Source organism: Rhizobium sp. CRRU65, from assembly GCF_048551595.1.
GTDB classification, from domain to species: Bacteria; Pseudomonadota; Alphaproteobacteria; order Rhizobiales; family Rhizobiaceae; genus Rhizobium; species Rhizobium leguminosarum_J.
In genome coordinates this window covers 45510-57586 of record NZ_JBLYZH010000012.1, presented here as the reverse complement: position 1 = coordinate 57586, position 12077 = coordinate 45510, and the positions used below count along the sequence as shown (strand labels likewise).

Annotated in this window: 17 protein-coding genes, 2 tRNA genes and 1 pseudogene; 5 read left to right on the top strand and 15 right to left on the bottom strand. The window is 60.7% G+C overall.

Going from position 1 to position 12077, the window contains the following annotated elements:
* Nucleotides 1–3 precede the first annotated feature (3 nt).
* A pseudogene (locus tag ACM5SV_RS22975) lies at nt 4–267 on the top strand (transposase); the annotation flags it as partial.
* Between the two features lie 176 nt (nt 268–443).
* Here the strand turns inward: ACM5SV_RS22975 and ACM5SV_RS22970 are convergent.
* The 12 genes from ACM5SV_RS22970 to ACM5SV_RS22915 form a co-directional block, all read right to left on the bottom strand.
* The gene (locus ACM5SV_RS22970) at nt 444–791 is read right to left on the bottom strand and encodes a helix-turn-helix domain-containing protein (RefSeq protein ID WP_003545376.1); all 348 of its coding nucleotides are present in this window, start codon (nt 789–791) and stop codon (nt 444–446) included.
* Nucleotides 792–800: 9 nt separating this feature from the next.
* Complete coding sequence (locus ACM5SV_RS22965) at nt 801–1028, bottom strand: type II toxin-antitoxin system RelE family toxin (protein WP_419425423.1); 228 nt, start codon at nt 1026–1028, stop codon at nt 801–803.
* Between the two features lie 146 nt (nt 1029–1174).
* Nucleotides 1175–1250, bottom strand: a tRNA-Phe gene (locus ACM5SV_RS22960).
* A 180-nt stretch (nt 1251–1430) separates the two neighbouring features.
* Nucleotides 1431–1643 carry a DNA gyrase inhibitor YacG gene (gene yacG, locus ACM5SV_RS22955; protein ID WP_221991848.1) on the bottom strand — a complete coding sequence of 71 codons (213 nt, stop codon included), beginning with the start codon at nt 1641–1643 and terminating at the stop codon, nt 1431–1433.
* Between the two features lie 134 nt (nt 1644–1777).
* A complete protein-coding gene (locus ACM5SV_RS22950; RefSeq protein WP_003556345.1) occupies nt 1778–2398 on the bottom strand; it encodes a Maf-like protein in 621 nt (206 codons plus the stop codon).
* A gap of 57 nt (nt 2399–2455) precedes the next feature.
* Nucleotides 2456–2674 (bottom strand): translation initiation factor IF-1, encoded by a 219-nt coding sequence (gene infA, locus ACM5SV_RS22945; protein ID WP_003545338.1) that lies wholly within the window; start codon nt 2672–2674, stop codon nt 2456–2458.
* Nucleotides 2675–2797: 123 nt separating this feature from the next.
* The gene (locus ACM5SV_RS22940) at nt 2798–3283 is read right to left on the bottom strand and encodes a low molecular weight phosphatase family protein (RefSeq protein ID WP_197729311.1); all 486 of its coding nucleotides are present in this window, start codon (nt 3281–3283) and stop codon (nt 2798–2800) included.
* Complete coding sequence (locus ACM5SV_RS22935; RefSeq protein ID WP_130741362.1) at nt 3280–3753, bottom strand: UPF0262 family protein; 474 nt, start codon at nt 3751–3753, stop codon at nt 3280–3282. Before ACM5SV_RS22935 ends, ACM5SV_RS22940 begins: the two co-directional genes overlap by 4 nt.
* A gap of 4 nt (nt 3754–3757) precedes the next feature.
* Nucleotides 3758–5056 (bottom strand): histidinol dehydrogenase, encoded by a 1299-nt coding sequence (gene hisD / locus ACM5SV_RS22930; protein ID WP_222004520.1) that lies wholly within the window; start codon nt 5054–5056, stop codon nt 3758–3760.
* A 116-nt stretch (nt 5057–5172) separates the two neighbouring features.
* Nucleotides 5173–5604: a DUF2948 family protein gene (locus ACM5SV_RS22925; protein WP_012755989.1), complete on the bottom strand. Its 432-nt coding sequence runs from the start codon at nt 5602–5604 to the stop codon at nt 5173–5175.
* A 108-nt stretch (nt 5605–5712) separates the two neighbouring features.
* Nucleotides 5713–7005 carry a UDP-N-acetylglucosamine 1-carboxyvinyltransferase gene (gene murA, locus ACM5SV_RS22920; protein ID WP_012755988.1) on the bottom strand — a complete coding sequence of 431 codons (1293 nt, stop codon included), beginning with the start codon at nt 7003–7005 and terminating at the stop codon, nt 5713–5715.
* A 107-nt stretch (nt 7006–7112) separates the two neighbouring features.
* On the bottom strand, nt 7113–7307 hold the full coding sequence (locus ACM5SV_RS22915) for a hypothetical protein (RefSeq protein ID WP_012755987.1): 195 nt from the start codon (nt 7305–7307) through the stop codon (nt 7113–7115).
* A 153-nt stretch (nt 7308–7460) separates the two neighbouring features.
* On the opposite strand from ACM5SV_RS22915, the gene ACM5SV_RS22910 reads away from it, so the two are divergent.
* Nucleotides 7461–7535, top strand: a tRNA-Thr gene (locus tag ACM5SV_RS22910).
* A 45-nt stretch (nt 7536–7580) separates the two neighbouring features.
* Here ACM5SV_RS22910 and ACM5SV_RS22905 read toward each other — a convergent pair.
* Nucleotides 7581–7997 (bottom strand): hypothetical protein, encoded by a 417-nt coding sequence (locus ACM5SV_RS22905; RefSeq protein WP_041935459.1) that lies wholly within the window; start codon nt 7995–7997, stop codon nt 7581–7583.
* Between the two features lie 311 nt (nt 7998–8308).
* Here ACM5SV_RS22905 and ACM5SV_RS22900 point away from each other — a divergent pair, with 311 nt between their 5' ends.
* Nucleotides 8309–8551 (top strand): DUF982 domain-containing protein, encoded by a 243-nt coding sequence (locus tag ACM5SV_RS22900; RefSeq protein WP_011650393.1) that lies wholly within the window; start codon nt 8309–8311, stop codon nt 8549–8551.
* Between the two features lie 264 nt (nt 8552–8815).
* Here the strand turns inward: ACM5SV_RS22900 and ACM5SV_RS22895 are convergent, their stop codons facing one another.
* Together ACM5SV_RS22895 and ACM5SV_RS22890 are read right to left on the bottom strand one after the other, a co-directional pair.
* Nucleotides 8816–9079: a hypothetical protein gene (locus ACM5SV_RS22895; RefSeq protein ID WP_221991852.1), complete on the bottom strand. Its 264-nt coding sequence runs from the start codon at nt 9077–9079 to the stop codon at nt 8816–8818.
* A gap of 125 nt (nt 9080–9204) precedes the next feature.
* Nucleotides 9205–9465, bottom strand: coding sequence for a BON domain-containing protein (locus ACM5SV_RS22890; RefSeq protein WP_221991853.1), 261 nt, complete (start codon nt 9463–9465; stop codon nt 9205–9207).
* A gap of 178 nt (nt 9466–9643) precedes the next feature.
* On the opposite strand from ACM5SV_RS22890, the gene ACM5SV_RS22885 reads away from it, so the two are divergent.
* Both ACM5SV_RS22885 and ACM5SV_RS22880 read left to right on the top strand, forming a co-directional pair.
* Nucleotides 9644–9910, top strand: coding sequence for a hypothetical protein (locus tag ACM5SV_RS22885; RefSeq protein ID WP_221991854.1), 267 nt, complete (start codon nt 9644–9646; stop codon nt 9908–9910).
* Nucleotides 9911–10017: 107 nt separating this feature from the next.
* Entirely contained in the window at nt 10018–12075 is a 2058-nt protein-coding gene (locus tag ACM5SV_RS22880; RefSeq protein WP_222016340.1) for an ATP-dependent helicase, read from the top strand.
* Nucleotides 12076–12077 lie beyond the last annotated feature (2 nt).

Below are 12077 nucleotides of genomic sequence, written 5' to 3'. Positions count from 1 at the left end.
GTGATGGGCAAGCGAAAATTCGACGACGACCAGATTACCGGTATTCTGAAGGAGCACCAAGCCGGAGTGACTGTGGCAGATGTTTGCCACAAGCACGGTATCAGCGAGCCGACCTTCTATCGGTGGCAATCCCTGCAGTTCGGGAATGTCGGTCTCCATGCCAAAAGGCTGAGAGCACTGGAGGAAGAGAACCAGAAGCTCAAGAAGCTTTTGGCCGAATCCATGCTCTCGGCGGCAACACTGAGCGAGATGCTGGCGAAAACATTGAAAGGGCGACACTAACCTCTAAAGAGAGGGGCTTGTTGGCCGCCTTCTGGCCCTGCATACCAGGAGCTCGGCATCATATTTTTGGACGAGGGAGCCTCCCCAAGTGGGGGCAAAGGGATACGGCTCTAAAAGCAGCAAGCTCGATCACAACATGGCCGCCTTGGGATGCGTATACATCAAGCCACATCGTCAAGGTCGACGTCCAGCGCGCTGGCGATCGACCTGAGTGCGTCCAGGGAGCCCTCCTTCTTTCCGGTCTCGATTTCGGAAAGATAGGGCTGGGAGAGCCCGGACTTTTCAGCCAGTTCCTTGATGCTCATGCCGCGATGCTTACGGAACACCCGGACAGGATCTTCGCCGGCGATCAGCGCCTTGACAACGTCTTCAGGCCAGGTCTCTTCGCCAGCGTCGATACGCGCCTTTGCGGCACGCGCGTCGCTGACGTCGACAAGGTCCTGATAGTCGTCTTCGGAAAGCAGCACGTACCCCTTGCCGTCGATGGTCAGTTTCTGGATTTCACCCATGGCGGTCCCCTAATCGTTATAGATGTCGCCGCGTGGGCCGGCCTTGATGACGAGAACCTGCATGGTCTGATCGTCGATGATGACGCGGTCCTGCCCGACACGAATTCGAAAAAATTCGCTGCCTTGCAGCGTCTTGAGGTCGACCGGCTCGCCGTTGCCGATGATCGCCGCGGCGCGCTTCGGCTGCATCTTGCGGAGTGCCTTCGTGGCGGCCTTGCTGTAGGCGATCCTTTTCATGAGCAAATATAGCTGATAGCTAACTATTTCGCTACAATAATATTGCCAGTGGCGATACTTGCTAAATTCTGCAGGTTCTTTCAATCGGATGCCCGCGCGCATCGATATGCGGATAAAAAAATGCAATGAAAACATCGTGGATTGAATGGTGCCCAGGACCGGAATCGAACCAGTGACACGCGGATTTTCAATCCGCTGCTCTACCAACTGAGCTACCTGGGCTAACCTGCTTCCGATGGTCCCTTTCAGAAAAAGGAACCGCGGGGCCTTGGTTCACCCCGGAAGCGAGCGGGGTTATAGCATCTTGTTCGGCCATGGCAAGCGTCAAATGACTCTTTTTTGACGGTCTTGCCGGCTTTGCGGATTCATGAGGAAAAATAAGAGCTTCGCGGGCTGAAATCTTTAATTTTCTTCATCCGGATAATCAGCCTTCGTCTCGTCGTCGGCGACCGGAATGGCATAGGCGCCGGTCAGCCAGCGGGAGAGATCGGCCTCGCGGCAGCGGTTGGAGCAGAAGGGGTAATGTTCGCGGTGGGAGGGTTTGCCGCATTCGGGGCAAGGGCGCGTTTTGCGCAGTGGTTCTACCTTCGCGGCCGTTTTCTTGTCTTCAGGCATATCAGTCCGTCCTAGAGCATGCCGGGCAAAACTGCGTAGCTGTTTTGCGACAACGACATGCGAGAAAATAAAGCCTTAAGCGCGACGCGCGGATCTTAAAGATCGTGACGCGCTTTAAGCATCGGCCGTCGGGCTCAGCCCTCGGGCCACCGGCTATGCACATCGAAGCCTTCGCCGGTCAAAAGCAGAATGGTTTCATAAAGCGGCAGGCCGACGACATTGGTGTAGGAGCCCACCATCTTCTGCACGAAGGTGCCGGCGAGGCCCTGGATGCCGTAGGCGCCTGCCTTGCCGCGCCACTGGCCGGAGGCCAGGTAGTTCTCGATCTCGAAGCCGGAGAGACGCTTGAAGCGTACCTTGGTCTCGACGATCTTCTGACGGATCTTGCGATCCGGCGTCACCAGGCAAACGCCAGTGTAGACCATATGGTTGCGTCCCGAGAGGAGATGCAGCGAGTTCAACGCCTCGTCGGCGAACTCAGCCTTGCCGAGAATGCGCCGGCCGACAGCGACCACCGTATCGGCAGACAGGATATAGCTGCCCTTCCAGGTGATATCGCCCTTGATGGCGGCAAGGGCAGCTTCGGCCTTTTCCGCCGAAAGCCTGCGGGCGAGCGAACGCGGATGCTCCGACTTCTTCGGAGCCTCGTCGATATCCATCGGCATCAGGCGCGAAGGCTCGATGCCGGCCTGGTTGAGCAGGTCGACGCGCCGGGGCGAGCCTGAGGCCAGAATGAGCTTGTATTTCAGCGCCATGGAACCTCGACCATCGGCAGACGGGAGCAAGAACCCTTGCAGGACCTTCGGGCAAACTTACTTGAAACGGTAGGTGATGCGGCCTTTGGTCAAATCGTAGGGCGTCATTTCCACAAGCACCTTGTCGCCGGCGAGAACGCGGATGCGGTTCTTGCGCATGCGGCCCGCGGTGTGGGCGATGATCTCGTGTTCGTTTTCGAGCTTCACGCGGAACGTCGCATTCGGCAGAAGTTCGGTGACGATTCCCGGGAATTCGAGGACTTCTTCTTTAGGCATATAAGTGTTTTCTTCCTGTGGGTTGAATAGGCAGCGCAGCGCGCGCCTTTAAAATTTGGGCGGAAACTACACAATCAACGCAGGTTTGTGAACCTCGTTGATCAGGCTTTCCTTTATTTGTTTTCATGCCGATTGTGCGGCAATGCCATTTCGTTTGAGTAGCCGGCTTTCGATGAGGCCGGCCAAGTGATCGCGGACCTCGCGATAGCTTTCCAGAATCTGCTCGCGCGTTCCGATTGCAACCGTCGGATCCATGGTCGGCCAGTAGACGACATCGACCGCATTCGACCGGGTCAGCTCAAGTGCTGCATGATGGGCCTGCGGTGACAGCGTGATGATCAGATCGAAATAATCATCCTCGAGCTCTTCCAGTGTCTGCGGCTGGCGGCGCCCGAGAGAAAGCCCGATCTCCTCGAGCACGGCATCCACGAAGGGATCGCGCTCGCCGGCGCGAACGCCCGCGGACCTGATATAGGTATTGGCCGGCAGAATGCTACGGGCGATCGCTTCGGCTATCGGCGAGCGGATGGCATTCATCCCGCACATGAAGAGGATGGCGCCCGGCCGCTTTCCCTCCTCGACATCGGCGGCGCGCTCCATTGCCGTCATCCGCGCCAGTAGAGCACGCAGACCAGCGTGAAAAGGCGCCGGGCGGTATCGAAATCGACCTCTATCTTGCCGGCCAGCCTATCCTTCAGCGTCTGCGAGCCTTCATTGTGGATGCCGCGCCGGCCCATGTCGATCGCCTCGATGCGGCTCGGCGTCGACGAACGGATCGCTTCGTAATAGCTCTCGCAGATCATGAAGTAATCCTTGACGATCCGCCGGAAGGGCGTGAGCGACAGGATATGAGTGGCAACGCCGTCGCCTTCTTCGGTGGTGATGGCGAAAACCAGCTTCGAGTCGACCAGCGAGATGTTCAGCCGGTAAGGGCCGCCGGCATGGCCGAGCGGCGTAAACCTGTTCTCCTCGATCAGATCGAAAATGGCGACGGCGCGTTCATGCTCGACATCGGGCGTCGAACGGCCGATCGTATCGTCAAGGACGACGTCGCAAAGCCGGAAATCGCCCTTCGCCATGCCCTCACCTTTCGAGGTTGAGGCGGATCGCGACCGATCGCGCATGGGCATCAAGGCCTTCGGAAACGGCAAGGGCGATCGCCGCCGGGCCGAGGGTGCGGAGCTGCTGCGGGCCGAGGCGCAGGATCGAGGTGCGCTTGACGAAATCGAGCACCGAAAGACCGGATGAGAAACGCGCCGAACGCGCCGTCGGCAGCACATGGTTCGAACCGCCGACATAATCGCCGATCACCTCAGGCGTATGGGCGCCGATGAAGATCGCGCCGGCATTGCGGATGCCGTCGAGCAGCCGGTCCGGATCGGCGACGGCGAGTTCCAGATGCTCGGCAGCGATACGGTTTGCCAAGGGAATGGCCTGTTTCAGATCGGCAACCAGGATGACCGCGCCGAAATCGCGCCAGCTTGCCGCCGCCGTCTCGGCCCGGTTCAGCGTCTTCAGCTGGCGTTCGACCGCCTGCTCCACCGCCTTGCCAAATGCGGCATCATCGGTGATCAGGATCGCCTGGGAACTGACATCGTGCTCGGCCTGGGCCAAGAGGTCGGCTGCGATCCAATCCGGATTGTTGTCCTTGTCTGCAATGACAAGCACCTCGGAGGGGCCGGCGATCATATCGATGCCGACGGTGCCGAAGACATGACGCTTGGCGGCGGCGACATAGGCATTGCCGGGGCCGGTGATCTTGGCGACCGGAGCGATCGTCTCGGTGCCATAGGCAAGAGCCGCGATCGCCTGGGCGCCGCCGACACGATAAATCTCCGTGACACCGACAAGCTTGGCGGCGGCAAGCACCGCCGGATTGACGGCGCCGCCTGTGGCAGGAACGGCGATGACAATGCGATCGACGCCGGCGACCTTGGCCGGCACCGCATTCATCAGCACCGAACTCGGATAACTCGCCGTGCCGCCCGGAACATAGAGCCCGACCGCTTCGATCGCCGTCCAGCGCGAGCCGAGACTGACGCCCATGTCGTCCTCGTAGATATCGTCCTTCGGCAGCTGCCGGCGATGGTGGGATTCGATGCGGAGTGCCGCGAGCTTCAGCGCCCCCAGCACTTCCGAAGGCACCGCCTCGACGGCGGCGTCGATCTCTTCAGCTGTGACGCGCATCGGGACGGTGGCGTAATCAATGCCGTCGAATTTCAGCGAATATTCGGCCAGCGCCACATCACCGCGGGCGCGCACGTCATCGATGATGGCGCGAACGACGATGTTCACATCCTCGGAGACTTCACGCTTCGTCGTCAGAAAGGCGGCAAAATGCTGCTCGAAACCTTCCGATGCCTGATCCAGCCAGATTGCCAAGGTCGATATTCCTTCCCAACTCGAAACTGCGATGTTCAAACTTTAGGGCGTCAAACACTCATTGTTTTATGCATGTCGTTATCCCGGAACCGCTGCACACTTCCGGGCGACATGCATTAGCGGTGACGAGGCTTGGAGGAAGCCTCCCAGGCGCCGCCGATATCGGCCAGCTGGACCTCGATGCATTCGACATCGAGCGCAATCGAGGCGGTGCCGGACAGGGACAGCTCGATCGTGCCCTCCGGCCCCTCGCCCTTTTGCTCGAAGCGCAGCGCCAGCAGCGACAGCACCTCGTCGCGTTTGCCGCGATCAATGCCGAGCGAACGGACGGCAAGCACGCGCTTGAAAACCAGGGCAGCACGGCGGCGCTCGAAACCCTTGCGCTTGCGCTCGGCACCTTCCCAGACGAAACGATTGGCGGCAAGCGCGAACTGCGCGTCGCGCGGCGACCAATCGATGTCGCCGACCTTGAAGACACTGTCCTGCATATGCGCGGACATGATCGCAAGATCCTCGTTATCGAGCGCAACAAGTTTCAGGTCGGTCATTCAGCCTCATCCCATTACCGGCCTAGACCGGGCACCGCCGGAATGGCGATGCGTCAGACAAGGGAAATAAGGCGCGGCGACCAATTACGCAACCGGGATGAACGGTGCTTACTCGCTGATGCGCTCGACGATGGCGCCGCAACGGGTCAGCTTCTCCTCGAGCCGCTCGAAACCGCGGTCGAGGTGATAGACGCGGGAGACCGTGGTTTCGCCCTCGGCGGCAAGGCCGGCGATGACGAGCGAGACGGAGGCGCGCAGATCGGTCGCCATAACAGGCGCACCGCGCAGGCGTTGGACACCCTCGATCTTCGCCGTCTGGCCGGACAGCGAGATCCTGGCGCCGAGGCGGGCAAGCTCCTGCACATGCATGAAACGGTTTTCGAAGATGGTCTCGGTGACATGCGAGACGCCGGAAGAACGGGTCATCAGCGCCATGAACTGCGCCTGCAGGTCGGTCGGGAAACCCGGGAAAGGATCGGTGACGATATCGACCGGCCTGATGCCGGCGCCATTGCGCTTGATGCGCATGCCATTGTTGGTCGACGAGATTTCCGCGCCGGCGCGGCGCAACGTTTCCACCGCGGTTTCGAGCAGCGCCACATCGGTATTTTCGAGCACGACGTCGCCACCGGCCATGGCGACCGCCATGGCGTAGGTGCCGGTCTCGATGCGATCCGGCAGGACGCGATGGCGGGCGCCGGAGAGCGAGGTGACGCCTTCGATGGTGATCGTCGCCGTACCCGCGCCCGATATCCTGGCGCCCATGGCGTTCAGGCAGTTGGCGAGGTCGACGACCTCAGGCTCGCGGGCGGCATTGCCGATGACAGTCGTGCCGCGGGCAAGCGTTGCCGCCATCATCATCACATGGGTGGCGCCGACGGAGACCTTCGGGAAGGTGTAGCGTGCGCCGATCAGGCCGCCGGCAGGCGCCTTGGCGTTGATATAACCGGCATCGATTTCCATCGTGGCGCCGAGCGCCGTCAGGCCTTCGATGAAGAGATCGACGGGGCGCGTGCCGATGGCACAGCCGCCCGGCAGCGAAACGCGGCAATGGCCTTCGCGCGCCAGCAACGGGCCGATGACCCAGAAGGAGGCGCGCATCTTCGAGACCAGTTCATAAGATGCGGTCGTATCGACGATGGTGCGGCAGGTGAAATGGATCGTGCGCGAATAGGCGTCTTCCTGGCGCTCGCGGCGGCCGTTAACGGCGACGTCGACGCCGTGATTGCCGAGGATGCGCATCAGCAGCTCGACATCGGCCAGATGCGGCACGTTTTCGAGCGTCAGCGTATCGCTGGTCAGAAGCGAGGCGATCATCAGCGGCAGTGCGGCATTCTTGGCGCCGGAAATCGGAATGATGCCATTCAGCTCATTACCGCCGACGATTCTGATACGATCCATGTGCGCTTACGGGCCGAGCCCGCCTTTCCTGAAAGTTCTGCCTTGGAATAAGGAGTGAGGTGTTTAGGGGATTTCTCGACACGCTTCAATTCGTGTCGGACGGAACATTACGATTCGTCCATTTTTGCGGCGGGCAGCCCATTTGTTTCGTCGGCCTGGCCCGAACGGCGGGCGCGGACCTGCTGTTTGCGTCGCCCCAGATTTTCCCTGAGCTTGTCGGCGGCGCGCTCGCGGCGCAGTTTCGCCTGTGCCTCGATCGCCTGTTTGCGGCTCTGCTGGCCGGTTTCGGTCTTTTCGTTCATGCGACAGGATTAGCTGAATTCGCGCCAATCCAAAAGTCCCTTCATCCCAATCGACGCGAAGTTGGAATTTGCGGCTTGCGCTTGCCGCCAAGCTGTGGCAATAGCCCCCCGTCCTCGCGATTGAGCCACACGGCTCGCACGGGTACTGGTCCTGCTGCCGTAGCTCAGTGGTAGAGCACACCCTTGGTAAGGGTGAGGTCGGTGGTTCAATCCCACTCGGCAGCACCAGTTTTCCGGTAAGAATATGACCTCCATTTGCGCCCCTCGGCAAAGCTAGTGACAGCTGGGAAGCAGCACGCTGTTGTTTGCGCAGTCGGGAATCTCGGTTACCTCGAGATAGTAAGATATAAACGGCGAAAACTGCCACAGTTCAATCAGTTCTCTGGTGACCAGCACTTCGTCCTTAATTGGCGCGTGAAGCCACGAAAAAGCTCCATCGAATATACCTTCGACATACCACCGATCAAAAGTCTTAGACAAAACATAGGCAGCAACATCTATCGCCGTGCCTTCATCCTGGGGCGTGAGGGTCGCCCGCAAATATTCCCGCTGGAGTCGTGGCACGGTTTCGATGGAGAGACGCGTCAGCAGAGCGTCTTCAGCAGACACCTCTGCCCCGCGGGCGAGGACCGGCATTGCCAAGGCCCCACAGAGAAAAGCAGCCTGGATCAGATTTCGACCTAAACCCATGTGGAGCCCTCAGCTTCGAGAGCATGGTAGCGATGATGCCGCGCCCCCACGCCATCGGATTTGGTTGCACCCTCCAAAAATTCCCCTCGCATTGGGGCGTCATGATTACAAATTCCAACGAAATTCCTGGCCCGCGAAAGCCGGTCGCTTGGTGAATCTCATCAAGAGGACATTTCGCCTCATCAGCCGCAATGCATTCCACCATTGCTGACGGCAAAAATCACGCTAGAGTATTAACTATCGCAAAGTCTCCCCGGAGGAACTGGGAGATGCTGCACTTCGTTTCTGTCGAAAATCGTGGAGGAGCGTCGATGGCAACTGAAAGATGGAACAGCCCGGTCAAGGTTGGTTTCGAAGGTGCCGATGCGCGAACGGTCAATGGGCCGTTCGATGCGCTGAAGTGCCTGGCGGATCTCTGGCCGAGTATGCGTGGGCTTCGTTATATCAAGGCCCGCAGCGCCTGCCGGGCGGCGCTCGACGGACGCAAGAGCGTGGAAGAAGCAAGAGCCGAGTTCCTGGCGGCCGCCGAAGAGGCGAAGCTGAAGCTGCATTAGCACTTCAGCAAGGAATTTCGGGCGATTTTCGCCTTCTGGGCGCGCAAGCGTGCCGGAACGGGACGATGCTTTAATTTTGGGCTTTAATTTTGGGCTTTAATTTTGGTTTAACCCTGCAACAAGTGCGTGCCGGGTTTTGGTGCAAAGGGCGTTGCGCCTGGTACAGGTGCATCAATAGAAGATGACCAGCCATCATGATGATGGTTAGAGGCTCGTCACCTCTGCGGAAACGCAGGCGAGCCTCGTCCGAGCACAGCGGATGCCTCAGCAGTCCGTGCCGCCCTCATTCTCGACCTCGACATAACCGACGCCGATGATCGTGCCATCAGATGCGCGGATGAATGAGGGGAGATAGTGCGGCTCTACCGGTGTGCAGGCGACGGTCCCGGTATATTCGTTGAGGGCGATCTGGTCCTTCGGCAAAGCGGAATAATTCGTGCCGGTTTCCAGCGAAGCATGGGCGGAGCCGGCAAAGACACCGCAACCCACTATCAAGGTCGTTGCCCAGAGGCGAGGAAGCAACTGCATGAGAGTCTCCAGCGTTTAGGTCCGGCATTTCAACACGCAGGGGAGCATTTTGGTTCCCTCGTCCAACAGAAAGACATGAGCGTGCGGCTATTCCAAAACCGCTGCAGAGTTTTGGGCGACATGCATTAGCGTCGCAGCAGGCGAGCACGCACATAGCCCCGGCCGACGACGCCCTCGGCGATCGCGATCGCCCGCTCGACATCGCCCCGCCGGCGCACGAAACCTTCGAGGATGACATAGGAGCCCGATATGCTGACGGTGATTTCGCCGGCTTCGAAATCGGCGGCCGCATGAAGGGCGCTTTCCACCGAGGCGCGCGTCGCGGCATCGCTGTGGCCCTGGCGGCCGGGCTCGCCATGCCCCGTGAATGCTGGAAAGCCGAGCACCGTGAACGTTTCCTGATGTTGGTTGATGTCTGTTAACGCCGCTGCGACGCATTTCGTTGCGTCCCCCGGAAAAGAAGAGCCTGTTCGACAGTGATACCTGCTCGGTGGCATGGACGACCCTTGGCGAAAGGCGCTGCGGCTTCCATATCTGGCGGCAGTCGAAAGAGGGATGATGACGATGAAAGCGCTTCTGCCCGCCTTGTTTGCCGGGGCAATGCTTGCCGGCTGCTCCTCGGCCGATACGCGGGCGCTGGAACCCATTCCCGGCAGCATTACCTATGGCGGCCAGCCGCGAACGAAGCTCAGCAAGTCGCCGGTCGGCAGCGCCGTCTACAACCAGTTCTACAACGGGACGGGCCAGCGCGTGGAGGAAACCTATATTCTTCAGCCGGACCGTAGCCTGAAGCTGGTGCGGCGCGAGATCGGTCCGGATTTCCCCGACTGAGATGTTGCTCGCGCGCCGCAGCGCTTGACAGAGGCCGCAATCGCGAACATTCAAGGAACATCTAATCTTTCCCCAGTGATTCTGCGGGAGCCCGACCGGACGGCTGGATGTATCTCGAAAAGCTCAATCCGCAGCAGCGCATGGCCGTCGAGCACGGCACGCTCATCGACGGCAGCCATATTGCCGGGCCGCTGCTGGTCATTGCCGGCGCCGGCTCCGGCAAGACGAATACCTTGGCGCATCGGGTCGCCCATCTGATCGTCAAGGGCGCCGATCCCCGCCGCATCCTGCTGATGACCTTCTCGCGCCGGGCAGCCGCCGAGATGGCGCGGCGTGTCGAGCGCATCTGCCGCGATGTGCTTGGTGCGAATGCTGGCGTGATGGCGGATGCGCTTTCCTGGTCCGGCACCTTCCACGGCATCGGCGCGCGGCTGTTGCGCGATTATGCGGAGCAGATCGGTCTCGATCCTGGGTTTACCATCCACGACCGCGAAGACAGTGCCGATCTGATGAACCTCATCCGGCACGACCTCGGCTTCTCGAAGACAGAAAGCCGTTTTCCCACAAAGGGCACGTGCCTTGCCATCTATTCCAGGGCGGTGAACTCGGAAACCGCGCTCGACCTCGTGCTGCGCGACGTCTTTCCCTGGTGCGCGACGTGGGAGAAACAGCTGCGCGAACTTTTCGCCAGTTATGTCCAGGCCAAGCAGAGCCAGAACGTGCTCGATTACGACGATCTGCTGCTCTACTGGGCGCAGATGGTCGGCGAAGCGATGATTGCCGAGGATATCGGCAGCCGCTTCGACCATGTGCTGGTCGACGAATATCAGGATACCAACCGGTTGCAGGCCTCCATCCTGCTCGCATTGAAACCCCAAGGCCAAGGGCTGACCGTCGTCGGCGACGATGCGCAGTCGATCTATTCCTTCCGTGCCGCGACGGTGCGCAACATCCTCGATTTTCCCGCCGCCTTCAGCCCGGCGGCCAATATCGTCACGCTCGACCGCAACTACCGCTCGACGCAGCCGATCCTCGCCGCCGCCAACGCCGTCATCGATCTCGCCTCGGAGCGCTTCACCAAGAACCTCTGGACCGAGCGGCAATCGTCCGAGCGGCCGCGCCTGGTCACTGTGCGCGACGAGGCCGAGCAGGCGCGGTATATCACCGACATGGTGCTCGATAACCGCGAGGAAGGCCTCACGCTCAAGCAGCAGGCCGTGCTCTTTCGCGCCTCGCATCACAGCGGGCCGCTGGAGGTCGAGCTGACCCGGCGCAACATTCCTTTCGTCAAGTTCGGCGGGCTGAAGTTTCTCGACAGCGCGCATGTGAAGGACATGCTGGCCGCCCTTCGCTTCGCGCAGAACCCGCGCGACCGGGTGGCGGGCTTCCGGCTGATGCAGATCCTGCCGGGCGTCGGCCCGTCGACGGCACAGAAGACGCTCGACCTGATGGCCGAGGATGCCAGCCCGATTACTGCTCTTGGCGCCATGCCGGCACCGCCGCGCTCCGGCGAGGACTGGACAATGTTCGTTGCGATGCTGCAGGAGCTGAAGACCGGCAAGGCCGGCTGGCCGGCAGAGATCGGCCTGGCACGGCAATGGTACGCGCCGCATCTGGAACGGCTGCACGAGGACGCAGCAACGCGGCAGGCCGACCTGCTGCAGCTCGAGCAGATCGCTAGCGGTTATGCCTCGCGCGAGCGCTTTCTCACCGAGCTCACCCTCGATCCGCCGGATGCGACCAGCGACCAGGCGGGTGTGCCGCTTCTCGACGAAGACTATCTCATCCTGTCGACCATCCATTCCGCCAAGGGCCAGGAATGGACGAAGGTCTTCATGCTGAACGTCGTCGACGGATGCATACCGAGCGATCTCGCCGTCGGCACAACCGCCGAAATCGAAGAGGAACGCCGGCTGCTCTATGTCGCGATGACGCGCGCCCGGGATGGTCTCGACCTCGTCGTTCCGCAACGCTTCTTCACCTATGGGCAGAACTCGCAGGGCGACCGGCATGTCTATGCCTCACGCAGCCGCTTCATTCCGGCAACGCTGCTGCAGTTCTTCGAGGCCTGCAGCTGGCCGCAGGTGAAATCGGAGGCCGCGCAAGCCCACGCGCGGCAAGTGCGCATCGATGTCGGCGCCCGCATGCGCGGCATGTGGCGATAGCC